Origin of the sequence: Streptomyces sp. DSM 41931 (assembly GCF_050271085.1) — a bacterium.
GTDB lineage: Bacteria > Actinomycetota > Actinomycetes > Streptomycetales > Streptomycetaceae > Streptomyces > Streptomyces albogriseolus.
The window spans coordinates 1,040,524-1,063,740 of record NZ_CP189902.1; the positions used below are offsets into that span (position 1 = coordinate 1,040,524).

The window sequence follows — 23,217 nt, forward strand, 5'->3', positions numbered from 1 at the left end:
GAACAGTTTATCGGTCGTGCGTCGCCACGGGTCCCCCCGTCTCGCCTCGCGAGAGCGCTGTGACCTGCGGCACGGGCATTCTCTCCGGGCGGGGCGCGGTTCGCCAGAGGCGCCACACCCCGGATGGCGGCGTTCCGGGGAGCCGGGTCATGGATGAGCCATTCATGCGAGCCGCTCGGCGACGAGGTCCCAGACGGTGTCGGCGAGGGCCTCCTTCGGCCCGTGCGGGACGGGCGTCTCGCTGCCGTCGGCGCCCAGCACCACGGCCTCGTTGGTCTCGGAACCGAATGTCTTCGCCTCGCCCACCTCGTTCACCACGAGGAGGTCGCAGTTCTTGCGCTTCAGCTTGGCGCGGCCGTTGGCGAGCACGTCGTCGGTCTCCGCGGCGAAGCCGACGATCACCTGTCCGGACCTCACCCGGTCGCCGGAGACCTCGGCGAGAATGTCCGGATTCCGCACCAGGGCGATGGGCTCGGGCTCCTGGTCGTCCTTCTTCTTGATCTTCCCGGCCGCGTAGACGGCGGGGCGGAAGTCGGCGACGGCGGCGGCCATGACGACCGCGTCGGCGTCGCGGGCGGCGCCGAGGACGGCCTCGCGCAGTTCCACGGCCGTGCCGACGCGGACGACGTCGACGCCGGCCGGGTCGGGCAGCGCGGTGTTGGCGGCGATCAGGGTGACGCGGGCGCCGCGGGCGGCGGCGGTGCGGGCGAGGGCGTAGCCCTGCTTGCCGGAGGAGCGGTTGCCGAGGAAGCGGACCGGGTCGAGGGGCTCGCGGGTGCCTCCGGCGCTGACGACGACGTGCCGCCCGGCGAGGTCGGGGGCGGTGGCGCCGCGGGCCAGGACGCGGCGGCAGACCTCGAAGATCTCGGCGGGGTCGGGCAGCCGGCCCTTGCCGGTGTCGACGCCGGTGAGGCGGCCCACGGCCGGCTCGACGACGACGGCGCCGCGGGCGCGCAGCGTGGCGACGTTCTCCTGGGTGGCCGGGTGCTCCCACATCTCGGTGTGCATGGCGGGCGCGAAGACCACCGGGCAGCGCGCGGTGAGGAGGGTGTTGGTGAGGAGGTCGTCGGCGAGGCCGTGGGCGGCCTTGGCGAGCATGTCGGCCGTGGCGGGCGCGACGACGACCAGGTCGGCGTGCTGGCCGATGCGGACGTGCGGCACCTCGTGGACGTCGTCCCAGACCTCCGTGGAGACCGGGTTGCCGGACAAGGCGGACCAGGTGGCGGCGCCGACGAAGTGCAGCGCGGAGGCGGTGGGGACGACGCGTACGTCGTGTCCCGACTCGGTGAGCCGCCTGAGCAGCTCACAGGCCTTGTAGGCGGCGATGCCGCCGCTGACCCCCAGAACGACCTTCGGCTTGTCCACCGTCTCTCCCCGCACCTCGGAATCCTGCTTCCCTCACCCATGAGACACCACAGGCCCGGCAGACGTGCTGCCGGGCCTGTGGAAAAGTCAGCTGCGAGCTGATGGTACGACGTACTGACCGATCACTGGTTGGGGCCGTCGACGGCCTCGGAGGTCAGCAGTCCCGCGTTGATCTCGCGCAGCGCGATCGACAGCGGCTTCTCGTGGACGTGGGTGTCGACGAGAGGACCGACGTACTCGAGCAGGCCTTCGCCGAGCTGCGAGTAGTACGCGTTGATCTGGCGGGCCCGCTTGGCCGCGTAGATCACGAGGCTGTACTTCGAGTCCGTGGCCTCGAGGAGCTCGTCGATCGGCGGGTTGATGATGCCCTCGGGCGCGGAGATGGAAGAGGACACGCTCTACCTTCCGATGGATGGGAAAGATTCAGTCGTTCCGACCGGCGGACAGTTGTCCACGATCACACGACGTTCATCAAGGCTAGCAGCTCGCGAGCGACCTCCTCGACGGAGGTGTTGACCAGGGTCGTGTCGAACTCCGGCTCGGCCGCGAGCTCGGTCCGCGCGGCCTCCAGCCGGCGCTCGATGACCTCGGGCGACTCGGTGCCCCGGCCGGTGAGCCTGCGCACCAGCTCCTCCCAGGAGGGCGGGGCCAGGAACACCAGCTGGGCGTCGGCCATGGACTCCTGAACCTGCCGCGCGCCCTGGAGGTCGATCTCCAGCAGCACGGGCACCCCGGCCTCCAGGTGCTCCAGCACCGCCGCGCGGGGCGTGCCGTAGCGGTTCCCCGCGAACTCGGCCCACTCCAGCAGCTCGCCGTTGGCGATCAGCTTGTCCATCTCCTCGTCGGTGACGAAGAAGTAATGGACGCCGTGCTGCTCACCGGGGCGGGGCTTGCGGGTCGTCGCCGACACCGAGAGCCAGACCTCGGGGTGTTCCTTGCGCATATGCCCGACGACCGTGCTCTTACCGACCCCGGAGGGGCCGGAGAGCACGGTCAGTCGCGGACGTTCGTCCGGGGGTACGGGGGTCGCCCCCCGGGGTGTTGCAGCCATGCGGCGATTATTCCAGCAATCGCGAGGTGTCCGGGACGCCGGTCCCGGACCGCCCGTGACTCAGGAGCCGGTGCTGCCGAACTCGCGCTCCAGGGAGGCGATCTGGTTCGACCCGAGACCCCGCACGCGGCGGCTCTCGGAGATCCCCAGACGCTCCATGATCTGCTTGGCGCGGACCTTGCCCACGCCCGGCAGGGACTCGAGCAGGGCGGAGACCTTCATCTTGCCGATGACGTCGTTCTCCTGGCCCTGCTTGATGACCTCGTGCAGGGAGGCGCCGGAGTGCTTGAGTCGATTCTTGACCTCGGCCCGCTCCCGGCGAGCCGCGGCGGCCTTTTCGAGCGCGGCTGCGCGCTGTTCAGGGGTAAGGGGCGGAAGAGCCACGCCTACGTCACCTCGGATGTCGAACTGTCGGATACGGACCGGTGAGGAACCTAGTCGCCCCACACCTGGGGAGCCACGAGCAACACGTGCCGCCCGTTCTCCCCCACTGCCTTGAAGGCGTGGGAGGTACCCCCACTCGTCGGAGACTAGCGGCCCACGGGCTCTGAGTCAGCGAGAACAGCGGAAAAGTCCTGGTCAGCCTCCGTCAGGCCGGACATTTAGGACATAATTCCTCGGATTTGAGGGTGTATCCACAGTCCGACGACCACGGAGTCCCTCGGTGAGCCCTCTCAGGCGGACGTCAGCGCGGCGCGGATCTCGTCCGCGAACCGCTCCGCGGCGTCACGCAGAGCGACCGTGTCGGGACCGTGGCGCAACACCCCGCGGCTGACGTTCGGCACCACGTTGCGCACCGCGCGCCCGAACACCGCCGGGAGGTCCGCCGGCGTCGCCCCCTGCGCCCCGATGCCGGGCGCGAGGATCGGCCCGCCCATGTCGAGGTCGTACGAGGACAGGTCGCCGAGGGTGGCGCCGACGACCGCGCCGAACGAGCCGAGCGGCTCCTCCCCCGCGTTCTCCAGCGCGAGGTGGCCGAGGACCGTCGCCCCGACCGTGCGCCCGTCGGCCCGCACCGCGTGCTGCACCTCGCCGCCCTCCGGGTTGGAGGTCAGCGCCAGCACGAACAGTCCGGCGCCGGACTCCCTCGCCAGCGCGACGGCGGGGCTCAGCGAGCCGTAGCCGAGGTATGGCGAGACGGTGAGCGCGTCGGAGAACAGCGGCGCGTCCTGGTGCAGGAACGCCTCCGCGTAGGCGGCCATGGTGGAGCCGATGTCGCCGCGCTTGGCGTCCATGACGACCAGCGCCCCGGCCTCCCGGGCCTCCCGCACGGTGGTCTCCAGCACGGCGACGCCGCGCGAGCCGAACCGCTCGAAGAAGGCGCTCTGCGGCTTGAGCACGGCGACCCGGCCGGCCACGGCCTCGACGACGGTGCGGCTGAAGCGCTCCAGGCCGTCGACGTCGTCGCCCAGGCCCCACTCGGCCAGCAGGGAGGCGTGCGGGTCGATGCCCACGCACAGGGGGCCCCGCTCGTCCATCGCGCGGCGCAGCCGTGCGCCGAAGGGTTCGAGTCCGGTCATGCGGAGGTCCTCACATCGGCGCCCACCGCGTCGGCGAGCGTGGCGTAGGGGCTGGTGCGCAGCCGCGCGGCGAGCCCCTTGTGGATGGAACGGGCCCAGAGGGGTCCCTGGTAGACGAAGGCGCTGTACCCCTGGACCAGCGTGGCACCGGCCAGGACGCGCTGCCAGGCGTCCTCGGCGTTCTCGATGCCGCCGACGCCGACCAGGGTGATCCGGTCGCCCACGCGCGCGTAGAGGCGGCGCAGCACGTCCAGCGAGCGGGCCTTGAGGGGCGCGCCGGAGAGTCCGCCGGTCTCCTGGACCAGGGCCGGGTCGGAGGTCAGGCCGAGGCCCTCGCGGGCGATGGTGGTGTTGGTGGCGATGATGCCGTCGAGGCCGAGCTCCACGGCCAGGTCGGCGACGGCGTCGACGTCCTCGTCGGCCAGGTCGGGGGCGATCTTCACCAGGAGCGGCACCCGGCGCGCCGGGACCGCGCGGTCGGCGGCCTCGCGCACGGCGGTGAGCAGCGGGCGGAGCTGGTCCACGGCCTGGAGGCTGCGCAGGCCCGGGGTGTTGGGACTGGAGACGTTGACCACCAGGTAGTCGGCGTGGGGCGCGAGCCGCTCGGCGGACTTCACGTAGTCGGCGGCTGCCTCGGCCTCCGGGACGACCTTGGTCTTGCCGATGTTGACGCCCACGACCGTCCGGAACACCGGCCTGCGCGAGGCCAGGCGGGCGGCGACGGCGAGCGAGCCGTCGTTGTTGAAGCCCATGCGGTTGATCAGCGCGCGGTCGGGGACCAGCCGGAACAGCCGCTTCCTGGGGTTGCCGGGCTGCGGTTCGCCGGTCACGGTGCCGATCTCGACGTGGTCGAAGCCGAGCATCGCCAGGCCGTCGATGCCGACGGCGTTCTTGTCGAAGCCGGCGGCCAGCCCGAAGGGGCTGTGCAGGCGCAGTCCGAGGGCCTCGGTGCGCAGTTCCTCGTACCGGGGGGCGAGCACCGCGGCGACGAAGGTGCGCAGGACCGGCACGCGGGCGACGCGGCGGATCCACCGGAAGGCCAGGTGGTGGGCCTCCTCCGGGTCCATCCGCGAGAAGAGCAGGGTGAAGAGAATCCTGTACATGGTGTCCTCATGGAGAGGGGGACACCGTTTCCGGTGTCCCCCTGGGGGCTACTGGTCCTCGCGGGCCGCGGTCAGATGTTCCGCGTGTTCCTGGAGCGAGCGGACTCCCACGTCGCCCCGGTTGAGCGCGTCGATGCCCTGGACCGCGGCGGCGAGCGCCTGGACCGTGGTCAGGCAGGGCACCGAGCGGGCCACGGCCGCGGTGCGGATCTCGTAGCCGTCGAGCCGGCCGCCCGTGCCGTACGGGGTGTTGACGATGAGGTCGACCTCGCCGTCGTGGATGAGCTGGACGATGGTCTTCTCGCCGTTCGGGCCGGTGCCCTCGAACTGCTTACGCACGACCGTGGCCTTGATGCCGTTGCGCTTGAGGACCTCGGCGGTGCCGGAGGTGGCGAGCAGCTCGAAGCCGTGCGCCACCAGCTCGCGCGCCGGGAAGATCATCGAGCGCTTGTCGCGGTTGGCGACCGAGATGAAGGCGCGGCCCTTGGTGGGCAGCGGGCCGTAGGCGCCGGCCTGCGACTTGGCGTAGGCCGTGCCGAAGACGCTGTCGATGCCCATGACCTCGCCGGTGGAGCGCATCTCCGGGCCGAGGACCGTGTCGACGCCGCGGCCGTGGATGTCCCGGAAGCGGGACCACGGCATCACGGCCTCCTTGACGGAGATCGGCGCGTCCAGCGGCAGTTCGCCGCCGTCGCCGGTGGCCGGGAGCAGGCCCTCGGCGCGCAGCTCGGCGATGGTGGTGCCGAGCGAGACGCGCGCGGCGGCCTTGGCGAGCGGCACCGCGGTCGCCTTCGAGGTGAAGGGGACGGTGCGGGAGGCGCGCGGGTTGGCCTCGAGGACGTAGAGGATGTCCCCGGCCAGGGCGAACTGGATGTTGATCAGTCCGCGCACGCCGACGCCCTTGGCGATGGCCTCGGTGGAGGCGCGCAGCCGCTTGATGTCGAAGCCGCCGAGGGTGATCGGGGGCAGGGCGCACGCCGAGTCGCCGGAGTGGATGCCGGCCTCCTCGATGTGCTCCATGACGCCGCCGAGGTAGAGCTCCTCGCCGTCGTAGAGGGCGTCGACGTCGATCTCGATGGCGTCGTCGAGGAAGCGGTCGACGAGGACCGGCCGGGAGGGGCTGATCTCGGTCGACTCGGCGATGTACGCCTCCAGACGGTTCTCGTCGTAGACGATCTCCATGCCGCGTCCGCCGAGCACGTAGGACGGGCGGACGAGGACCGGGTAGCCGATCTCGTCGGCGATGGCCTTGGCCTCGGCGAAGGTGGTGGCGGTGCCGTGCTTGGGGGCGGGCAGGCCGGCCTCCTTGAGGACCCGGCCGAAGGCGCCGCGGTCCTCGGCGGCGTGGATGGCCTCCGGGGAGGTGCCCACGACCGGCACGCCGTTGTCCTTGAGCGCCTGGGACAGGCCCAGCGGGGTCTGGCCGCCGAGCTGGACGATCACGCCCGCGACCGGCCCCGCCTGCTGCTCGGCGTGGACGATCTCCAGGACGTCCTCCAGGGTGAGCGGCTCGAAGTAGAGCCGGTCGGAGGTGTCGTAGTCGGTGGAGACGGTCTCCGGGTTGCAGTTGACCATCACGGTCTCGTAGCCGGCGTCGCGGAGCGCGAAGGAGGCGTGGACGCAGGAGTAGTCGAACTCGATGCCCTGGCCGATGCGGTTGGGGCCGGAGCCCAGGATGATCACTGCGGGCTTCTCGCGCGGCGCGACCTCGGTCTCCTCGTCGTAGGAGGAGTAGAAGTACGGCGTCTTCGCGGCGAACTCGGCGGCGCAGGTGTCGACCGTCTTGTAGACCGGACGGATGCCGAGCGCGTGCCGCACCTCGCGGACCACGTCCTCGCGCAGGCCGCGGATCTCACCGATCTGCTGGTCGGAGAAGCCGTGCCGCTTGGCCTCGGCGAGCAGGTCGGGGGTGAGCTCCGGGGCCTCGGCCAGCTCGTCGGCGGTCTCCTTGATGAGGAAGAGCTGGTCGACGAACCACGGGTCGATCTTGGTGGCCTCGAAGACCTCCTCGGGGGTGGCGCCCGCGCGGATGGCCTGCATGACGGCGTTGATGCGGCCGTCGGTGGGGCGGACCGCCTCGCGCAGCAGCTCGTCCTTGTCGCCGGGCTCGCCGGTGAAGGTGAACTGGCTGCCCTTCTTCTCCAGCGAGCGCAGCGCCTTCTGGAACGCCTCGGTGAAGTTGCGGCCGATGGCCATGGCCTCGCCGACCGACTTCATGGTGGTGGTGAGGGTGGAGTCGGCGCTGGGGAACTTCTCGAAGGCGAACCGCGGGGCCTTCACGACCACGTAGTCGAGCGTCGGCTCGAAGGAGGCCGGGGTCTCCTGCGTGATGTCGTTCGGGATCTCGTCCAGGGTGTAGCCGACGGCGAGCTTGGCGGCGATCTTGGCGATCGGGAAGCCGGTCGCCTTGGAGGCGAGGGCCGAGGAGCGGGACACGCGCGGGTTCATCTCGATGACGATGACCCGGCCGTCCTCGGGGTTCACCGCGAACTGGATGTTGCAGCCGCCGGTGTCGACGCCGACCTCGCGGATGATCGCGATGCCGACGTCGCGCAGCACCTGGTACTCGCGGTCGGTCAGCGTCATCGCGGGCGCCACGGTGATGGAGTCGCCGGTGTGCACGCCCATGGGGTCGAAGTTCTCGATGGAGCAGACGACCACGACGTTGTCGTGCTTGTCGCGCATCAGCTCCAGCTCGTACTCCTTCCAGCCGAGGATGGACTCCTCAAGGAGCACCTCGGTGGTCGGCGAGAGGGTGAGGCCCTGGCCGGCGATGCGGCGCAGTTCCTCCTCGTCGTGTGCGAAGCCGGAGCCGGCGCCGCCCATGGTGAACGACGGGCGGACGACGACCGGGTAGCCGCCGAGCTCCTCGACGCCCTTGAGGACGTCGTCCATGGAGTGGCAGATGTAGGACCGGGCGGACTCACCGTGCCCGATCTTCTTGCGGACCTCCTCCACGACCTCCTTGAACAGGTCGCGGTCCTCGCCCTTGTGGATCGCCTCGACGTTGGCGCCGATCAGCTCGACGCCGTACTTGTCGAGGACGCCGTTCTCGTGCAGGGAGATCGCCGTGTTGAGGGCCGTCTGGCCGCCCAGGGTGGGCAGCAGCGCGTCCGGCTGCTCCTTGGCGATGATCTTCTCGACGAACTCGGGCGTGATCGGCTCGACGTAGGTCGCGTCGGCGATCTCCGGGTCGGTCATGATCGTCGCCGGGTTGGAGTTGACCAGGATCACGCGCAGGCCCTCGGCCTTGAGCACGCGGCACGCCTGGGTGCCGGAGTAGTCGAACTCCGCGGCCTGGCCGATGACGATCGGGCCGGAGCCGATGACCAGGACGGACTGGATATCGGTGCGCTTAGGCACGCTGGCCCTCCATCAGGGAGACGAAGCGGTCGAACAGGTAGGCGGCGTCGTGCGGGCCCGCGGCCGCTTCGGGGTGGTACTGGACGCTGAAGGCCGGCTTGTCGAGCAGCTGGAGGCCCTCCACCACGTTGTCGTTGAGGCAGACGTGGGACACCTCGGCGCGGCCGAACGGGGTGTCGGAGACCTTGTCGAGCGGGGCGTCGACGGCGAAGCCGTGGTTGTGCGCGGTGACCTCGACCTTGCCGGTCGTGCGGTCCTGCACCGGCTGGTTGATGCCGCGGTGGCCGTACTTCAGCTTGTAGGTGCCGAAGCCGAGGGCGCGGCCGAGGATCTGGTTGCCGAAGCAGATGCCGAACAGGGGGGTGCCGCGCTCCAGCACGCCCCGCATCACGGAGACGGCGTGGTCGGCGGTGGCGGGGTCGCCGGGGCCGTTGGAGAAGAACACGCCGTCCGGGTCCACCGCGTACACGTCGTCGACGGTGGCGGTGGCGGGCAGCACGTGCACCTCGATGCCGCGCTCGGCCATCCGGTACGGGGTCATGCCCTTGATGCCGAGGTCGACGGCGGCGACGGTGAACTTCTTCTCGCCCTGCGCGGGGACGACGTACGCCTCCTTGGTGGCCACCTCGGCGGAGAGGTCGGCGCCCTTCATCTCGGGAGCCTGGCGGACCTCGGCGAGCATGGTGCCCTCGTCGGGCAGGGCGTTGCCGGAGAAGATGCCGACGCGCATGGCGCCGCGCTCGCGCAGGTGGCGGGTGAGGGCGCGGGTGTCGACGCCGCTGATGCCGACGATGCCCTGGGCGGCCAGCTCCTCGTCGAGGGTGCGGCGGGAGCGCCAGCTGGACGGCACGCGCGCGGGGTCGCGCACGACGTAGCCGGAGACCCAGATCCGCCGGGACTCGGCGTCCTCGTCGTTGACGCCGGTGTTGCCGACGTGCGGGGCGGTCATCACCACGACCTGGCGGTGGTACGAAGGGTCGGTGAGGGTCTCCTGGTAGCCGGTCATGCCGGTGGAGAACACCGCTTCGCCGAAGGTCTCCCCCACCGCCCCGTAGGCACGGCCCCGGAAGATCCGGCCGTCCTCCAGGACGAGTACGGCGGGAACCTTGGCGGCTCCCCTGGTGGAGGTTGTCATCGTGCGCCTTCCGTCTTGTTGATCATGTTCGTGAGGGCCTCGACCCACTCGGTGTGCTCCGCCGCGTGGTCGGAGCGGAAACCGGAGTCGATGAGCCGGTCGCCGTGCTGCCAGGTGATCACCAGCAGGCCGCCCTCGGTGAGGACCTTGCCGGCGATGCCCTTGTCGAGCCGGGCCTCGCGCAGCGCGTCCGCCGGGACGAAGAAGTCGTCCGCGCCGGGGCGCACGACGTCCAGTCCGGCGTCGCTGAGCGTCAGCTCGGCACGGCTGCGGGTGCCCAGGCCGTGCGCCACGATGCGGTCCAGCCACTGACCGGCCGTGGTGGAGCCGTGGTAGCGGCCGCTCATGGTCAGTGTCGCCGGGCCGGGGTCGTCCGGCGCGCTGTGCAGCTCCGGCAGGTCGCTCTGGAGCGTGCCGCGCCACTTCCAGCCCTCGCGCATCAGCCAGTAGACGAGCGCGACGAAGAGGGCGAGGCCGACGACCCAGCCGATCCGGGCGGCCCAGTCGGTCACTTCCGCCGATTCCTTCTCGGCGGCCAGCAGGAGGAGAGATGTCACGTGAGCTTCCCGTCGACGAGCGTGGCCTTGCCCCGGAGCCAGGTGTGGGTGACACGGCCCGGCAGCTCGCGGCCCTCGTAGGGCGTGTTGCGGCTGCGCGAGGCGAAGCCCGCGGGGTCCACCGGTCCACGGTATGCCGTGTCGACGAGGGTGAGGTTGGCGGGCTCACCTGCCGAGACGGGGCGGCCGTGGCCCTCGGCGCGGCCGATGCGCGCGGGCGTGAAGGACATGCGCTCGGCGACGCCGGCCCAGTCCAGCAGGCCCGTGTCGACCATCGTCTCCTGGACCACCGACAGCGCGGTCTCCAGGCCGACCATGCCCATGGCGGCTGCGGCCCACTCGCAGTCCTTGTCCTCGTGCGGGTGCGGGGCGTGGTCGGTGGCGACGATGTCGATGGTGCCGTCGGCGAGCGCCTCGCGCAGCGCCAGCACGTCGCGCTCGGTGCGCAGCGGCGGGTTGACCTTGTAGACCGGGTTGTAGGAGCGCACCAGCTCGTCGGTGAGGAGCAGGTGGTGCGGGGTGACCTCGGCGGTGACGCGGATGCCGCGGGACTTGGCCCAGCGGACGATCTCCACGGAGCCGGCGGTCGACAGGTGGCAGATGTGGACGCGGGAGCCGACGTGGTCGGCGAGCAGCACGTCGCGGGCGATGACCGACTCCTCCGCGACGGCCGGCCAGCCGCCGAGGCCCAGCTCGGCGGAGACGACGCCCTCGTTCATCTGGGCGCCCTCGGTGAGGCGGGGCTCCTGGGCGTGCTGGGCGACGACGCCGTCGAAGGCCTTCACGTACTCCAGGGCGCGGCGCATGATCACGGCGTCGTGGACGCACTTGCCGTCGTCGGAGAAGACGGTGACGCCGGCCGCGGACTCGTGCATCGCGCCCAGCTCGGCGAGCTTCTTCCCCTCCAGGCCGACGGTGACGGCGCCGATCGGCTGCACGTCGCAGTAGCCGTGCTCCATTCCGAGCCGCCAGACCTGCTCGACGACGCCGGCGGTGTCGGCGACCGGGAAGGTGTTGGCCATGGCGAACACGGCGGTGTAGCCGCCGCTCGCGGCGGCGCGGGTGCCGGTCAGCACGGTCTCGGAGTCCTCGCGGCCGGGCTCGCGCAGATGGGTGTGCAGGTCGACCAGGCCCGGCAGCAGCACCTTGCCGCCGGCCTCGACGACCTCGGCGCCCTCGGCGGACAGCCCGCTGCCCACCTCGGCGACGGTCCCGCCGTCGATCAGCACGTCCTGCGGCTCGCCGCCGAGCACCTTCGCACCACGGATCAGGGTCTTGCTCATCGTCTCAGTTCTCCTCGGCGGTACGGGCGGGGGCGGCGGGCGTGCCGGCCGTCTGGAACTCGGCTCCGCCGAGCAGCAGGTAGAGGACGGCCATCCGGATGGAGACGCCGTTGGTGACCTGTTCGACGACGGTGCAGCGGTCGGAGTCGGCGACCTCGGCGGTGATCTCCATGCCGCGGACCATCGGGCCGGGGTGCATCACGATCGCGTGCCCCGGCATCCGCGCCATGCGGTCGCCGTCGAGGCCGTAGCGGCGGGAGTACTCGCGCTCGGTGGGGAAGAACGCGGCGTTCATCCGCTCGCGCTGGACGCGCAGCATCATCACCGCGTCGGACTTGGGCAGCGTGGAGTCCAGGTCGTAGGAGACCTCGCAGGGCCAGGTCTCGACGCCGACCGGGAGCAGGGTGGGCGGGGCGACGAGCGTGACCTCGGCGCCGAGGGTGTGCAGCAGGTCGACGTTGGACCGGGCGACCCGGCTGTGCAGGACGTCGCCGACGAGGGTGATGCGGCGGCCGTTCAGGTCCTGGCCGAGCCCGGCGTCCCGGCCGACGAGCCGGCGCCGCATGGTGAACGCGTCGAGCAGCGCCTGGGTGGGGTGCTGGTGGGTGCCGTCTCCGGCGTTGATGACGTGGGCGTCGATCCAGCCGGACGTGGCGAGCCGGTAGGGGGCGCCGGAGGCGCCGTGCCGGATGACGACCGCGTCGACGCCCATGGCCTCCAGGGTCTGGGCGGTGTCCTTCAAGGACTCGCCCTTGGAGACGCTGGAGCCCTTGGCGGAGAAGTTGATGACGTCCGCGGACAGCCGCTTCTCGGCGGCCTCGAAGGAGATCCGGGTGCGGGTGGAGTCCTCGAAGAAGAGGTTGACGACGGTACGGCCGCGCAGGGTGGGGAGTTTCTTGATCGGCCGGTCGGCCACCCGGGCCATCTCCTCGGCGGTGTCGAGGATGAGGACGGCGTCGTCGCGGGTGAGGTCGGCGGCCGAGATGAGATGACGCTGCATCTGTCAGGCTCCGTAAAGGCAGTTCAATGAGGCGAAAACGGGCAGACGGGTACGCGCGTGGGCGTGCCGCGCCGGCGCACACCCGTCCGGCGTGCGCTTCGCGGTGCTACTGGGGGGTCTGCTTGGCGCCGAGCAGCACGGTGTCGCGGCCGTCCTCCTCGGCGAGCAGGACCTTGACCGTCTCCCGCAGCGACGTGGGAAGGTTCTTGCCGACGTAGTCGGCGCGGATGGGCAGTTCGCGGTGGCCGCGGTCGACGAGCACGGCCAGCTGGACCGCGCGGGGGCGGCCGATGTCGTTCAGCGCGTCGAGGGCGGCGCGGATGGTGCGGCCGGAGAAGAGCACGTCGTCGACGAGGACGACGAGCTTGCCGTCGATGCCGTCACCGGGGATCTCGGTGCGGGCCAGCGCACGCGGCGGCTGCATGCGCAGGTCGTCGCGGTACATGGTGATGTCGAGCGAGCCGACCGGAACCTTGCGCTCGGTGATCTGCTCGAGCTTGTCGGCGAGCCGCCGGGCGAGGAAGACGCCCCGGGTCGGGATGCCGAGGAGCACCACGTCGTCGGCGCCCTTGGCGCGCTCGACGATCTCGTGGGCGATGCGGGTCATGACCCGCGCGATGTCGGGGGCCTCGAGTACGGGCCGTGCGTCCGCGTGCGACGTGGGCGGCGGCTGCGGGTCCTGCGTGTCCATACGAAACGGACCTCCTTCTCCGCCTCACGGGACGGACCTTAAAGGACGTCGGATTGCGTTCCTCAGGCTAGCAGGTCGTTCTCGGGCCGCAGCGACACCCCTGATCACCCGGATGGAGCAGCCGATCTTCGCTACCACGGAAGAGTCGGTGTGGACCATTCGGCTTGACGCACGAGAGTAACGCTGCGTAACCTCACAGTGAGTTACCAGCCGCGCGGCATGGAATCCAGCCATCCGCGTCGACACAGTGCCGGGGAGCTATATGTCCAGCGAATACGCCAAACAGCTCGGGGCCAAGCTCCGGGCGATCCGCACCCAGCAGGGCCTTTCCCTCCACGGTGTCGAGGAGAAGTCCCAGGGCCGCTGGAAGGCGGTCGTGGTCGGTTCGTACGAGCGCGGCGACCGCGCCGTGACCGTGCAGCGCCTTGCGGAGCTGGCGGACTTCTACGGCGTCCCGGTGCAGGAGCTGCTGCCGGGCACCACCCCGGGCGGCGCCGCCGAGCCGCCGCCGAAGCTGGTCCTGGACCTGGAGCGGCTGGCCACGGTGCCGGCCGAGAAGGCGGGCCCGCTCCAGCGCTACGCGGCGACGATCCAGTCGCAGCGCGGTGACTACAACGGCAAGGTGCTGTCGATCCGCCAGGACGACCTGCGCACGCTCGCCGTGATCTACGACCAGTCGCCCTCGGTCCTCACCGAGCAGCTGATCAGCTGGGGCGTGCTGGACGCGGACGCGCGCCGTGCGGTGGCGTCCCACGAGGACGCGTAGGCGCTCCGCGGGGGCGCAGAAACGTGCCGCCGGGGTGCGGGAACCTTGTGGTTCCCGCACCCCGGCGGTTTTTTCGTCTGCCGACCGCGTTTCGTCGTCGGCCGCGGGCCGTCCAGCGCTGAGCGCGCAGTTCCCCGCGCCCCTGAGGGGCGCTTACCGACGGGCGGCTTACTGGTCGCGGCGCAGGGACGGCTTGAGTTCCTTCAGGCGGCCGAGGAGGCCGTTCACGAACGAGGGGGACTCGTCCGTGGAGAACTCCTTCGCCAGCTGCACCATCTCGTCCAGCACGACCGCGTCCGGAGTCTCGTCGACCCAGATCAGCTCGTACGCGCCGAGCCGCAGGATGGAGCGGTCCACGACCGGCATCCGGTCGAGCGTCCAGCCGACCGAGTACTGGGCGATCAGCTCGTCGATCCGCTTCGCGTGCTCCGCGTAGCCCTCGACGAGCTGCATCGTGTACTCGCTCACCGGCGGCTGCCGGGTGTCCGTCCGGGAGTGCCGGATCCAGTCGGCGAGGACCGTCAGGACCTCGGTGCCGCGCTGGTCGCCCTCGAAGATGATCTGGAAGGCGCGCTTGCGGGCCGTGTTGCGGGCAGCCACGGTTAGCTGTTCACCCGGCCGAGGTAGTCGCTCGTACGGGTGTCGACCTTGATCTTCTCACCGGTGGTGATGAAGAGCGGGACCTGGATCTGGTGGCCGGTCTCCAGCGTGGCGGGCTTGGTGCCGCCGGTGGAGCGGTCGCCCTGGACGCCGGGCTCCGTCTCCTGGATGGTCAGCTCGACGGCGGCCGGCAGCTCGACGAAGAGCACCTCGCCCTCGTGCTGGGCGACGGTGGCGGTGAAGCCCTCGACGAGGAAGTTGGCGGCGTCGCCGACGGCCTTGCGGTCGACCATGAGCTGGTCGTAGGTCTCCATGTCCATGAAGACGAAGTAGTCGCCGTCCATGTAGGAGAACTGCATGTCGCGCTTGTCGACGGTGGCCGTTTCGACCTTGACGCCGGCGTTGAAGGTCTTGTCGACGACCTTGCCGGAGAGCACGTTCTTGAGCTTGGTGCGCACGAAGGCCGGGCCCTTGCCGGGCTTGACGTGCTGGAACTCGACGACGGACCAGAGCTGGCCGCCTTCGAGCTTGAGCACCATGCCGTTCTTGAGGTCGTTCGTGGAAGCCACGGTTGCGGAATCTCCTGGACTGGACTGACGTGGACGACGGCCGGGGCGAAGGCAGGCGCACTGCGCGAGGCTAGAGCGCGAGCAGCTCCTTGGTCGTGATGGTGAGTAGCTCGGGTCCGCCGTCCGCCTCGGGGCGCACGACGAGCGTGTCATCGATCCGGACCCCGCCCCGGCCGGGGAGGTGGACCCCCGGCTCGACGGTGACCGGCACGCAAGCGTCCAGTTTACCCATGGCCGCCGGGGTCAATTGAGGGTCCTCGTCGATTTCCAGTCCGACGCCGTGACCGGTGAGGACCGGAAGCGCCTCCGCGTACCCGGCGGAGTCCAGCACCTGGCGGGCCGCACGGTCCACGTCACGGCATGCGGCGCCGGGCACCAGGGATTCGCGTCCCGCGCGCTGGGCGGAGAACACCAGGTCGTACAGCTCGATCTGCCAGTCGGCCGGGGCGGTGCCGATGACGAAGGTGCGGCCGATCTCGCAGCGGTAGCCGCGGTAGGTGGCGCCGAGGCAGACGGAGAGGAAGTCGCCCTCCTCCACCCGGCGGTCGGTGGGGCGGTGGCCGGGGCGGCCGGCGTTGGGGCCGGTGGCGACCGAGGTGGGGAAGGCCGGACCGTCGGCGCCGTGGTCGACCAGGCGGCGCTCCAGTTCCAGGGCGAGGTGGCGTTCGGTGCGGCCGACCAGGATGGACTCCAGGAGTTCGCCCAGGGCCTGGTCGGCGATCTCCGCACCGATGCGCAGACAGGAGATCTCCTCCTCGTCCTTGACCACACGGAGCTGTTCGACCGCGCCGCCGACGCCGGTGAGGCGCAGCCGGGGGGCCGTCTCGCGGATCGCGCGGTGCCGGGTGACGGTGAGGTGGTGCTCCTCCACGGCGAGGGCGTCGACGCCCTGGGCGAGAGCGAGGGCGGCGGCCTCCACGGCGGGGTCGCCGCCGATGCCGGTCATGACGTGCAGGCGCAGGGCCTCGTCGGGACGGTTGTGCGGGATGCGGTCGTCCGGGGGCTCCGCGCACACCAGTACGTCCTCGGTCCTGCCGAGCAGCAGCACGGCGTTCCCGGGGGCGGCGCCGGACAGGTAGCGGACGTTGGCGGGCCGGGACACCAGCGCGGCGGTGCTGCCGCTCGCGTTGCAGTGATCCCGGAGGCGCGTCCGGCGGACCGCGTAGACCTCAGACATGATTCGAGCCTAGGAGCCGCGGCGGGATGTCGCCGGTCGAGCGGGGCCGACCGGGGTCGCGGCCGCTCCGTGCCGGGGCCCGTGCCCTCAGGAGGCCGAGGTCGCCGCCTCCGCGCTCACCACTTCGGGGCTCACCACTTCGGAGGGCTGGCGATCGCCCGGGTGAGGACGTCGTCGAGGATGCGGGCCGTCTCCGGTATGTCCAGCTGGGAGTTGTCGATGATCGGCAGCCCCGAGCCGTACCAGCCGGCCATGCGGCCGTGGATGCGGGCCACCTCCTCGTCGCCGAGGCGGCGGTTGCCGCTGCGCTCCGCGTTGCGCTCCAGGACGACGTCCAGGCCGGGCAGGAGGACGACGGGCAGCAGGCCGGGGCCGACGTGCCGCTTCCAGCCGCCGAGGCCGACGACCGGGCGGTCCGGGAAGACGGCGTCGTCGAGGATGCACGAGATGCCGTTGGCCAGGAAGTTACGGGCGGCGAAGCCGCAGGTGCGGCGGGCCAGCCGGTACTGCGCCTCGGAGTTGTCGTTCCAGCCGGTCTGCGGGTCGGCGAAGCCGGAGCGGACCCATTCGCGGACGTCGTCGAGGCTGATGTGCGCGGTGGGCACCCGGCGGTGGTCCGCCCAGTACTTGGCCACGCTCGTCTTGCCGGCGCCCGCGGGGCCGATGAGCAGCACGGCGAGGGTCGTCGCGGTCGGGTCGGGGGTCGCCGGGGCCTGCGGCGGGCTCGGCATGCCGACCGGGCCGCCGGGCGGCAGCGTGACATGGCCGGTGGTGTCCGGCGGCGGGGGCATGGAGGCGTGCTGGGGGCCCGCCGGGGGCGGGGGCGCCGGGTAGCCGGGGTGCTGGGCGGGCATCGGGGCCGCCGGGCCCTGCTGGTGCTGACCTGGGTGGTGTGCGGCCGGTGACCAGCCGGCGGCCGGTCCGTGCCCCGGCTGGTGGGGCGGCGGCAGCGGAGAACCCACTGCGTGCTGCATCCGGTGCCACTCCGTCTCGTACAGGCAATGGGTCACTGACAGCGGGGGCCGTCCCCGCGCTACCGAACGGTACCGCCCCCTGCCGCCGTTGTGTGAACGGCCGGGGGCGGTGATGAGTGCCCGTCAGGCGGCTACTCCCCCACCTCGCCGTAGGCGGCGAGCAGGACGGCCGGGTCGGGGCCCTCCAGCACGGTGGGCTTGGCGAGCCCGTCGAGGACGATGAAGCGCAGCAGGTTGCCGCGGGACTTCTTGTCGACCTTCATGTTCTCCAGCAGCTTGGGCCACTGGTCGTAGCGGTAGTGCAGCGGGAGCCCGACGGCCTCGAGGACCGTGCGGTGGCGGTCGGCGGTGGCGTCGTCCAGGCGGCCGGCGAGGCGGCCCAGTTCGGCGGCGAAGTGCATGCCGACGGCGACGGCGGCGCCGTGGCGCCACTTGTACCGCTCGTTCTTCTCGATGGCGTGGCCGAGGGTGTGGCCGTAGTTGAGGATCTCGCGGAGGCCGGACTCCTTGAGGTCGCTGGAGACCACGTCGGCCTTCACCCGGATCGAGCGTTCGATCAGCTCGGCGGTGTGCGGTCCGGCCGGGGTGCGGGCGGCCTCGGGGTCGGACTCGATCAGGTCGAGGATCACCGGGTCGGCGATGAAGCCGGCCTTGATGACCTCGGCGAGCCCGGAGACGTAGTCGTGGACCGGGAGGGAGTCGAGGGCGGCGAGGTCGCAGAGGACGCCGGCGGGCGGGTGGAAGGCGCCGACGAGGTTCTTGCCCTCGGCGGTGTTGATGCCGGTCTTGCCGCCCACGGCCGCGTCGACCATGCCCAGCACGGTGGTCGGCACGGCGATCCAGCGCACGCCCCGCAGCCAGGTCGCGGCGACGAACCCGGCCAGGTCGGTGGTGGAGCCGCCGCCGACGCCGATGACGACGTCGGTGCGGGTGAAGCCGGACTGGCCGAGCGCCTTCCAGCAGTAGGCGGCGACCTCGGCGGTCTTGGCCTCCTCCGCGTTCGGCACCTGGATGGCGACGGCCTCGTAGCCCTGCCCGGCGAGGTCGGCGCGGAGCGCCTCCCCGGTCTCGGCGAGGGCCTCGGGGTGGATGACCGCCACGCGCTGGGCCTTGTCGCCGATCAGACCGGCGAGTTCGCCGAGCAGCTGCCGGCCGACCAGGACGTCGTAGGGCTCGGTGCCCGCCGTGCCCGCGACGTGGATGCGGGTCACTGCCTCGTTGCTCATGCTTCCTTCAGCTCCAGTGCGTCCAGAACCGCCTCGGTGACTTCTTCGGGCGTGCGGCCGTCGGTCGGCACGACGGCCGTGGCCGCCTCCTCGTACAGGTGACGGCGGGCCTCCATCAGCTCGCGCCACTGCTTGCGCGGGTTGACCGCGAGGAGCGGGCGTGCGGCGTTGAGGCCGGTGCGGCGGACCGCCTCCTCGACGTCCATCGACAGGTAGACGACCCGCTCCCCGGCGAGCAGCGCGCGGGTGTCCGGGTCGAGGATCGCGCCGCCGCCCAGGGCGAGGACTCCGTCGTGCGAGGCGAGCGCCTGCCGCACGGCCTCCTTCTCCAGGGCGCGGAAGGCGGGCTCGCCGTCCTCCACGAAGATGTCGGAGACGGCGCGGCCCTCGGCGGCGACGATGTCGTCGTCGGTGTCCCGGTAGCCGACGCCGAGTCGCTCGGCGAGGAGCTGCCCGACGGTGGACTTGCCGACGCCCATCGGGCCGGTCAGAACGAGCCGCGGGCTCACCGGATCGCCAGGTTGTCGAGGTACGAGGTGACGTTGCGGCGGGTCTCGGTGACGCTGTCGCCGCCGAACTTCTCCGCGACCGCGTCCGCCAGCACCAGGGCCACCATGGCCTCGGCGACGATGCCGGCTGCCGGGACGGCGGAGACGTCGGAGCGCTGGTGGTGGGCCTGCGCCGGCTCGCCGGTGGTGACGTCCACCGTCCTGAGGGCGCGGGGCACGGTGGCGATGGGCTTCATCGCCGCGCGGACGCGCAGCAGCTCGCCGGTGGACAGGCCGCCCTCGGTGCCGCCGGCCCGGCCGGAGACCCGCTTGATGCCCTCGGGGGTGCCGACGATCTCGTCGTGCGCCTTGGAGCCGGGCACGCGGGCCAGCTCGAAGCCGTCGCCGATCTCGACGCCCTTGATGGCCTGGATGCCCATGAGGGCGCCGGCCAGCCGGGCGTCCAGCTTGCGGTCCCAGTGCACGTGCGAGCCGAGGCCCACGGGGACGCCGTAGGCCAGCACCTCGACGACGCCGCCCAGCGTGTCGCCGTCCTTGTGCGCCTGGTCGACCTCGGCGACCATCGCCTTCGAGGTGTCCGCGTCCAGGCAGCGCAGCGGGTCGGCGTCCAGCTTCTCCACGTCGGCCGGCGTCGGGTACACGCCCTTCGGCGCCTTCACCGAGCACAGCTCGACGACGTGCGAGACGATCTCGATGCCGGCCGTCTCCTTGAGGTACGAGCGGGCCACCGCGCCGAGCGCCACGCGGGCGGCGGTCTCACGGGCGGAGGCGCGCTCCAGGATGGGACGGGCCTCGTCGAAGCCGTACTTCTGCATGCCGGCGAGGTCGGCGTGGCCGGGACGCGGACGGGTCAGCGGCGCGTTGCGCGCGAGGCCGGCCAGCACCTCAGGGTCGACCGGGTCGGCCGCCATGACCTGCTCCCACTTGGGCCACTCGGTGTTGCCCACCATGATCGCGACGGGGGAGCCCAGGGTCAGGCCGTGCCGGACGCCGCCCAGGAACGTGACCTCGTCCCGCTCGAACTTCATCCGGGCACCGCGACCGTAGCCGAGCCGCCGCCTCGCCAGGTGGTCCGCCACCATCTCCGTGCTGATCGGCACGCCGGCGGGAAGGCCCTCCAGCGTCGCGACGAGTGCGGGACCGTGGGACTCTCCCGCGGTCAGCCAGCGCAACCTGCTCAACGGTGCTCCTCCGTGTTCGCGCCCCGGTACTGCCCTGCGCACGCTCCTGTTCGCGTACGCGCGCGGCGGGACGGGGTGCGCGGGTCCCGGTCCGCCGTCCTTCGATCCTCCCACGCCGGGCGCGGGCTCCGGCCGCCGGTCCACCTGACGGACGGCCGGGATCACCGGCCGGCCGCGGGGATCAGGCCCGCTCGCCGCCCTCGCGGCGCGGGGCGTAGGCGCCGAGGAAGTCGGCGCCGCTCGGCTCGCGGGCGCCCGAGTGGGCAGCGCCGCCGTCCTGGTTCCGCGGGGCGTACGGGCCGAGGAAGTCGGCCCCGCTCGCCTGCGTCCGGAGGGGCGCGCCCGCGCGCGGTGCGCGGCGGGCGGCGAGGCGGCGCTTGAGCTTGACCGTCCAGGCCGTCAGGAAGGCGAGCACCACCAGCGCCAGCACGGTGATCTGCACCCAGTCGGGCAGAAAGCCCAGCAGCGACTCGAACATCTGCGTCTTCCAGGACGCCAGCGGCACGCCTGCGGACATGAAAAGGGTCCCCTCCCTCGTGTCCCGCCCCCTGCGGAACGAGCAGGGATCCTACCGGGCTGCCAGGGCCTGTTCACCCGCCCGCCGCATGGCCTCCAGCGGGGCCGGGGAGCGGCCGGTCATCTGCTCCACCTGGAGCACCGCCTGGTGCACCAGCAGGTCGAGCCCACTGACCACGGCTCCGCCGTACGCGGACCAGCGCGCCGCGAGGGCCGTCGGCCACGGGTCGTACAGCACGTCGAAGAGGGCCGCCGGGCGCTCGGGCACGGCGTGGGCAAGGGCGTCGGTGACCCCGGCCGGGGTGGTGCTGACGACCAGCGGCGCGTGCAGGGCCTCCTCGGCGTCGTCCCAGGCGGCGATCCGCACGGTGACGTCGAGGCGTTCCGCCCACTGCCGCATCTCGTCGGCGCGGGCCTCGCTGCGCACGTGGACGGCGATCTCTCCGGTGCAGACGCGGGACAGCGCGGCGAGCGCGGAGGAGGCGGTGGCGCCCGCGCCGAGGATCGCGGCGGTGTCCACCTTGTCGATGCCGTGCTCGTGCAGCGCGGCGACCATGCCGGGGATGTCGGTGTTGTCGCCGGTGCGGCGGCCGTCCTCGGTGAGGACGACCGTGTTGACCGCGTCGACCGAGGCCGCCGTCTCGCTGATCCCGTCGAGCAGCGGGATCACGGCCCGCTTCAGCGGCATGGTCAGCGACAGCCCCGCCCACTCCGGTCCGAGGGTCTCGAAGAAGCCGGGCAGCGCCTTCTCGTCGATCTCGAACCGGTCGTAGGTCCAGCCCTCCAGGCCCAGCTCGGCGTAGGCGGCGCGGTGCAGCACCGGGGAGAGGGAATGGGCGATCGGGGAGCCGAGCACGGCGGCACGGCGGGCGGGCGGCATCAGTTGCCCCTCGACGCGTTGAACTTGTCGACGAGCCTCTGGTGCTCCGCGATGGTCTTGGCGAACTCGGTCTTGTCCATGCCGTCAGTGGCCACGAAGTACATCCAGCCGTCCCGGGTCGGTTTCAGCGCGGCCTGCAGCGCATCGTCGCCCGGGTTGCCGATCGGACCGGGCGGCAGGCCCTTGTTCGTGTACGTGTTGTACGGGTCGGGGTTGCTGTTGATCTCCGACTCGGAGATGTCGATCTCGCTCTGGCCCAAGAGGTAGTTGAAGGTCGAGTCGAACTGAAGCTTCTGGTTCGTCTCGGTGTTGGTCGGCTTGAGCCGGTTGTAGATGACCTCCGACATCTTGCGGAAGTCGTCGTGGGTCTTGCCCTCCGCCTGCACCAGGCTGGCGACCGTCACCAGTTCCCAGGGCCCTTCGAGGCCGAGGCTCTTCGCCTTGGTCTCGAAGTCCAGGGACTCGTACTTCTCGGTGGCACGAGCCACCATTTGCCTGAGCACGTCCTCCGGCTTCTGCCCCTTCGCGACGGCGTAGCTGGAGGGGAAGAGGAACCCTTCGAGCGGGTCCTTCACGTTCGGGTGGTTCACGGCCCAGTCGGGCAGTCCGAGGGTCTTCCACCTGGTCTCGGCGACCTTGGCCGTGGTGCCCTTCTCGACCTCGAGACGCGCGTCGATCAGCTCGTAGACGGCGGCGTTGCGCTTGCCCTCGGCGATGATCAGGTTGTCGCGGCTCTTCGGGCTGAGCATCAGTTCGACCGCGCTCGCGGCCGACATCTCCTTCTGGAGCGTGTAGACGCCGTCCTGGATGTTCTTGCCGTCGGGGTTGGCCGCCTGGGCCGCGACGAAGGCGTCGACGCTCTTGACCACGCCCATCTTCTTGAGCACCTGGCCGATGGCGTAGCCGCCGGAACCCTTGGGGATGGTGACGGTGACCTGCTCGCCGTTGCCGGACCCCGCGAAGTCGGGGGCGCTGCCGAAACGATCCTGGTAGAACTGGTAGCCGAAGTAGCTCACACCGGCCAGTCCGCCGCCGAAGACCGCGACGACCACGAGACAGGCCAGTCCGCTGCGCCGCTTCTTCTCCTTGCCGCCGCCCCTGCGGTCCCCGCCGCCCCGGCGCTCGCCGCGTCCGCGCCGGTCGTCGGGCTCGCCGTCGCGGCCGTCCTCGTCGTCGCCGCCCGCGAAGAACGCGTGCTCGCCCTGGTCGGGCCCGGGGTCCCAGTCGGTCCCCGGCTCGGGCTCCCGCACCGGCTCGGGCCGCCGGCGGCCGGGAGGCTCGGGCGGCGGGTATGCCTCGGGGGCGCCGTAGTAGTCGGACTGCTCGCCGCCGTAGGGCGCGGGCTGCTGGGCGTACGGGTCCTGGGGGCCGCCGGCGTACGGGTCCTGGGGGTAGGAGCCCGTAGGCCAGCCGTTCTGGTCGTACTGCGGCTGCTGGTGCTGCTGCGGTGCCTGGTGCTGCTGGTGCTGAGGCTGCTGGGGCGCGTACTGCTGGCCGTACTCGTCGTACTGCGGGTACGACTGATCGCCGTACCCGTGCTGCTCGCCCGTGCCCCAGTCGCCGTACTGCTGCTGCGGCTGCTGCGGGTGGTACTGCGGCTGGCCGCCGTAGGACTGCTGGGCCTGCTGGGCGGCCTGCTGTCCTCCCCATCCGCCGTCCCCGTACAACGGGTCGTCCGGATGCCACGGTTCGGAGCCTGGGCCCCGGCCATACTCAGTCATCGATCCCCTAGAGCCGCGAGGCGGCGGCAG

Annotated in this window: 23 protein-coding genes; 1 reads left to right on the forward strand and 22 read right to left on the reverse strand. The window is 71.6% G+C overall.

Annotated features, from left to right (window positions below; genetic code table 11):
• Nucleotides 1-162: 162 nt before the first annotated feature.
• The 12 genes from coaBC to pyrR form a co-directional block, all read right to left on the reverse strand.
• Nucleotides 163-1,365, reverse strand: coding sequence for a bifunctional phosphopantothenoylcysteine decarboxylase/phosphopantothenate--cysteine ligase CoaBC (coaBC, locus tag ACP7TJ_RS04985; protein ID WP_167743997.1), 1,203 nt, complete (start codon nucleotides 1,363-1,365; stop codon nucleotides 163-165).
• Between the two features lie 122 nt (nucleotides 1,366-1,487).
• Nucleotides 1,488-1,760, reverse strand: coding sequence for a DNA-directed RNA polymerase subunit omega (gene rpoZ, locus ACP7TJ_RS04990; protein WP_006131222.1), 273 nt, complete (start codon nucleotides 1,758-1,760; stop codon nucleotides 1,488-1,490).
• A 62-nt stretch (nucleotides 1,761-1,822) separates the two neighbouring features.
• On the reverse strand, nucleotides 1,823-2,416 hold the full coding sequence (gmk, locus tag ACP7TJ_RS04995) for a guanylate kinase (protein ID WP_093768267.1): 594 nt from the start codon (nucleotides 2,414-2,416) through the stop codon (nucleotides 1,823-1,825).
• A 60-nt stretch (nucleotides 2,417-2,476) separates the two neighbouring features.
• A complete protein-coding gene (locus ACP7TJ_RS05000; RefSeq protein ID WP_003977346.1) occupies nucleotides 2,477-2,800 on the reverse strand; it encodes an integration host factor in 324 nt (107 codons plus the stop codon).
• A gap of 290 nt (nucleotides 2,801-3,090) precedes the next feature.
• On the reverse strand, nucleotides 3,091-3,936 hold the full coding sequence (pyrF, locus tag ACP7TJ_RS05005; protein WP_093768268.1) for an orotidine-5'-phosphate decarboxylase: 846 nt from the start codon (nucleotides 3,934-3,936) through the stop codon (nucleotides 3,091-3,093).
• On the reverse strand, nucleotides 3,933-5,039 hold the full coding sequence (locus ACP7TJ_RS05010; RefSeq protein WP_193459257.1) for a quinone-dependent dihydroorotate dehydrogenase: 1,107 nt from the start codon (nucleotides 5,037-5,039) through the stop codon (nucleotides 3,933-3,935). The genes pyrF and ACP7TJ_RS05010 overlap by 4 nt, the downstream gene beginning before the upstream one ends.
• A gap of 48 nt (nucleotides 5,040-5,087) precedes the next feature.
• Nucleotides 5,088-8,402 (reverse strand): carbamoyl-phosphate synthase large subunit, encoded by a 3,315-nt coding sequence (gene carB / locus ACP7TJ_RS05015; RefSeq protein ID WP_167743999.1) that lies wholly within the window; start codon nucleotides 8,400-8,402, stop codon nucleotides 5,088-5,090.
• Nucleotides 8,395-9,537 carry a glutamine-hydrolyzing carbamoyl-phosphate synthase small subunit gene (gene carA, locus ACP7TJ_RS05020; protein ID WP_427762276.1) on the reverse strand — a complete coding sequence of 381 codons (1,143 nt, stop codon included), beginning with the start codon at nucleotides 9,535-9,537 and terminating at the stop codon, nucleotides 8,395-8,397. Before carA ends, carB begins: the two co-directional genes overlap by 8 nt.
• Nucleotides 9,534-10,094, reverse strand: a complete 561-nt coding sequence (locus ACP7TJ_RS05025) for a hypothetical protein (RefSeq protein WP_093768272.1) — start codon at nucleotides 10,092-10,094, stop codon at nucleotides 9,534-9,536. Before ACP7TJ_RS05025 ends, carA begins: the two co-directional genes overlap by 4 nt.
• Entirely contained in the window at nucleotides 10,091-11,377 is a 1,287-nt protein-coding gene (locus ACP7TJ_RS05030) for a dihydroorotase (RefSeq protein WP_427762278.1), read from the reverse strand. Before ACP7TJ_RS05030 ends, ACP7TJ_RS05025 begins: the two co-directional genes overlap by 4 nt.
• Nucleotides 11,378-11,381: 4 nt before the next feature.
• Nucleotides 11,382-12,377, reverse strand: a complete 996-nt coding sequence (locus ACP7TJ_RS05035; RefSeq protein WP_167744000.1) for an aspartate carbamoyltransferase catalytic subunit — start codon at nucleotides 12,375-12,377, stop codon at nucleotides 11,382-11,384.
• Nucleotides 12,378-12,483: 106 nt separating this feature from the next.
• Nucleotides 12,484-13,068, reverse strand: a complete 585-nt coding sequence (gene pyrR, locus ACP7TJ_RS05040; RefSeq protein ID WP_167744001.1) for a bifunctional pyr operon transcriptional regulator/uracil phosphoribosyltransferase PyrR — start codon at nucleotides 13,066-13,068, stop codon at nucleotides 12,484-12,486.
• Between the two features lie 262 nt (nucleotides 13,069-13,330).
• Here pyrR and bldD point away from each other — a divergent pair, with 262 nt between their 5' ends.
• On the forward strand, nucleotides 13,331-13,834 hold the full coding sequence (bldD, locus tag ACP7TJ_RS05045; protein ID WP_006131213.1) for a transcriptional regulator BldD: 504 nt from the start codon (nucleotides 13,331-13,333) through the stop codon (nucleotides 13,832-13,834).
• 168 nt (nucleotides 13,835-14,002) lie between these two features.
• Here bldD and nusB read toward each other — a convergent pair whose 3' ends face one another.
• The 10 genes from nusB to mltG form a co-directional block, all read right to left on the reverse strand.
• Nucleotides 14,003-14,434: a transcription antitermination factor NusB gene (gene nusB, locus ACP7TJ_RS05050; protein WP_093768276.1), complete on the reverse strand. Its 432-nt coding sequence runs from the start codon at nucleotides 14,432-14,434 to the stop codon at nucleotides 14,003-14,005.
• A 2-nt stretch (nucleotides 14,435-14,436) separates the two neighbouring features.
• Nucleotides 14,437-15,003 carry an elongation factor P gene (gene efp / locus ACP7TJ_RS05055; protein WP_006131211.1) on the reverse strand — a complete coding sequence of 189 codons (567 nt, stop codon included), beginning with the start codon at nucleotides 15,001-15,003 and terminating at the stop codon, nucleotides 14,437-14,439.
• A gap of 70 nt (nucleotides 15,004-15,073) precedes the next feature.
• Nucleotides 15,074-16,180, reverse strand: coding sequence for an aminopeptidase P family protein (locus ACP7TJ_RS05060; RefSeq protein ID WP_093768277.1), 1,107 nt, complete (start codon nucleotides 16,178-16,180; stop codon nucleotides 15,074-15,076).
• Between the two features lie 131 nt (nucleotides 16,181-16,311).
• Nucleotides 16,312-17,154: a Pro-rich N-terminal domain-containing protein gene (locus ACP7TJ_RS05065; protein ID WP_093768278.1), complete on the reverse strand. Its 843-nt coding sequence runs from the start codon at nucleotides 17,152-17,154 to the stop codon at nucleotides 16,312-16,314.
• A 131-nt stretch (nucleotides 17,155-17,285) separates the two neighbouring features.
• Nucleotides 17,286-18,380 (reverse strand): 3-dehydroquinate synthase, encoded by a 1,095-nt coding sequence (gene aroB / locus ACP7TJ_RS05070; RefSeq protein WP_167744002.1) that lies wholly within the window; start codon nucleotides 18,378-18,380, stop codon nucleotides 17,286-17,288.
• A complete protein-coding gene (locus tag ACP7TJ_RS05075) occupies nucleotides 18,377-18,859 on the reverse strand; it encodes a shikimate kinase (protein ID WP_189910380.1) in 483 nt (160 codons plus the stop codon). Before ACP7TJ_RS05075 ends, aroB begins: the two co-directional genes overlap by 4 nt.
• A gap of 26 nt (nucleotides 18,860-18,885) precedes the next feature.
• Entirely contained in the window at nucleotides 18,886-20,070 is a 1,185-nt protein-coding gene (gene aroC / locus ACP7TJ_RS05080) for a chorismate synthase (RefSeq protein WP_093768281.1), read from the reverse strand.
• A gap of 181 nt (nucleotides 20,071-20,251) precedes the next feature.
• Nucleotides 20,252-20,587 (reverse strand): hypothetical protein, encoded by a 336-nt coding sequence (locus ACP7TJ_RS05085; RefSeq protein ID WP_189910322.1) that lies wholly within the window; start codon nucleotides 20,585-20,587, stop codon nucleotides 20,252-20,254.
• A 51-nt stretch (nucleotides 20,588-20,638) separates the two neighbouring features.
• On the reverse strand, nucleotides 20,639-21,466 hold the full coding sequence (locus ACP7TJ_RS05090; protein ID WP_189910323.1) for a shikimate dehydrogenase: 828 nt from the start codon (nucleotides 21,464-21,466) through the stop codon (nucleotides 20,639-20,641).
• Entirely contained in the window at nucleotides 21,466-23,187 is a 1,722-nt protein-coding gene (gene mltG / locus ACP7TJ_RS05095; RefSeq protein ID WP_427762283.1) for an endolytic transglycosylase MltG, read from the reverse strand. The genes ACP7TJ_RS05090 and mltG overlap by 1 nt, the downstream gene beginning before the upstream one ends.
• Between the last annotated feature and the right edge of the window lie 30 nt (nucleotides 23,188-23,217).

Coding starts and splice junctions, on each gene's coding strand:
- pyrR (WP_167744001.1), bottom strand. CDS start 13,068: ATGGACACGCAGGACCCGCAGCCGCCGCCCACGTCGCACGCGGACGCA.
- mltG (WP_427762283.1), bottom strand. CDS start 23,187: ATGACTGAGTATGGCCGGGGCCCAGGCTCCGAACCGTGGCATCCGGAC.
- ACP7TJ_RS05085 (WP_189910322.1), bottom strand. CDS start 20,587: ATGTCCGCAGGCGTGCCGCTGGCGTCCTGGAAGACGCAGATGTTCGAG.
- ACP7TJ_RS05065 (WP_093768278.1), bottom strand. CDS start 17,154: ATGCAGCACGCAGTGGGTTCTCCGCTGCCGCCGCCCCACCAGCCGGGG.
- bldD (WP_006131213.1), top strand. CDS start 13,331: ATGTCCAGCGAATACGCCAAACAGCTCGGGGCCAAGCTCCGGGCGATC.
- ACP7TJ_RS05075 (WP_189910380.1), bottom strand. CDS start 18,859: ATGGGCGTCGGCAAGTCCACCGTCGGGCAGCTCCTCGCCGAGCGACTC.
- gmk (WP_093768267.1), bottom strand. CDS start 2,416: ATGGCTGCAACACCCCGGGGGGCGACCCCCGTACCCCCGGACGAACGT.
- ACP7TJ_RS05035 (WP_167744000.1), bottom strand. CDS start 12,377: ATGCAGCGTCATCTCATCTCGGCCGCCGACCTCACCCGCGACGACGCC.
- ACP7TJ_RS05030 (WP_427762278.1), bottom strand. CDS start 11,377: ATGAGCAAGACCCTGATCCGTGGTGCGAAGGTGCTCGGCGGCGAGCCG.
- pyrF (WP_093768268.1), bottom strand. CDS start 3,936: ATGACCGGACTCGAACCCTTCGGCGCACGGCTGCGCCGCGCGATGGAC.
- aroB (WP_167744002.1), bottom strand. CDS start 18,380: ATGAGCAACGAGGCAGTGACCCGCATCCACGTCGCGGGCACGGCGGGC.
- carA (WP_427762276.1), bottom strand. CDS start 9,537: ATGACAACCTCCACCAGGGGAGCCGCCAAGGTTCCCGCCGTACTCGTC.
- ACP7TJ_RS05060 (WP_093768277.1), bottom strand. CDS start 16,180: ATGTCTGAGGTCTACGCGGTCCGCCGGACGCGCCTCCGGGATCACTGC.
- ACP7TJ_RS05090 (WP_189910323.1), bottom strand. CDS start 21,466: ATGCCGCCCGCCCGCCGTGCCGCCGTGCTCGGCTCCCCGATCGCCCAT.
- ACP7TJ_RS05010 (WP_193459257.1), bottom strand. CDS start 5,039: ATGTACAGGATTCTCTTCACCCTGCTCTTCTCGCGGATGGACCCGGAG.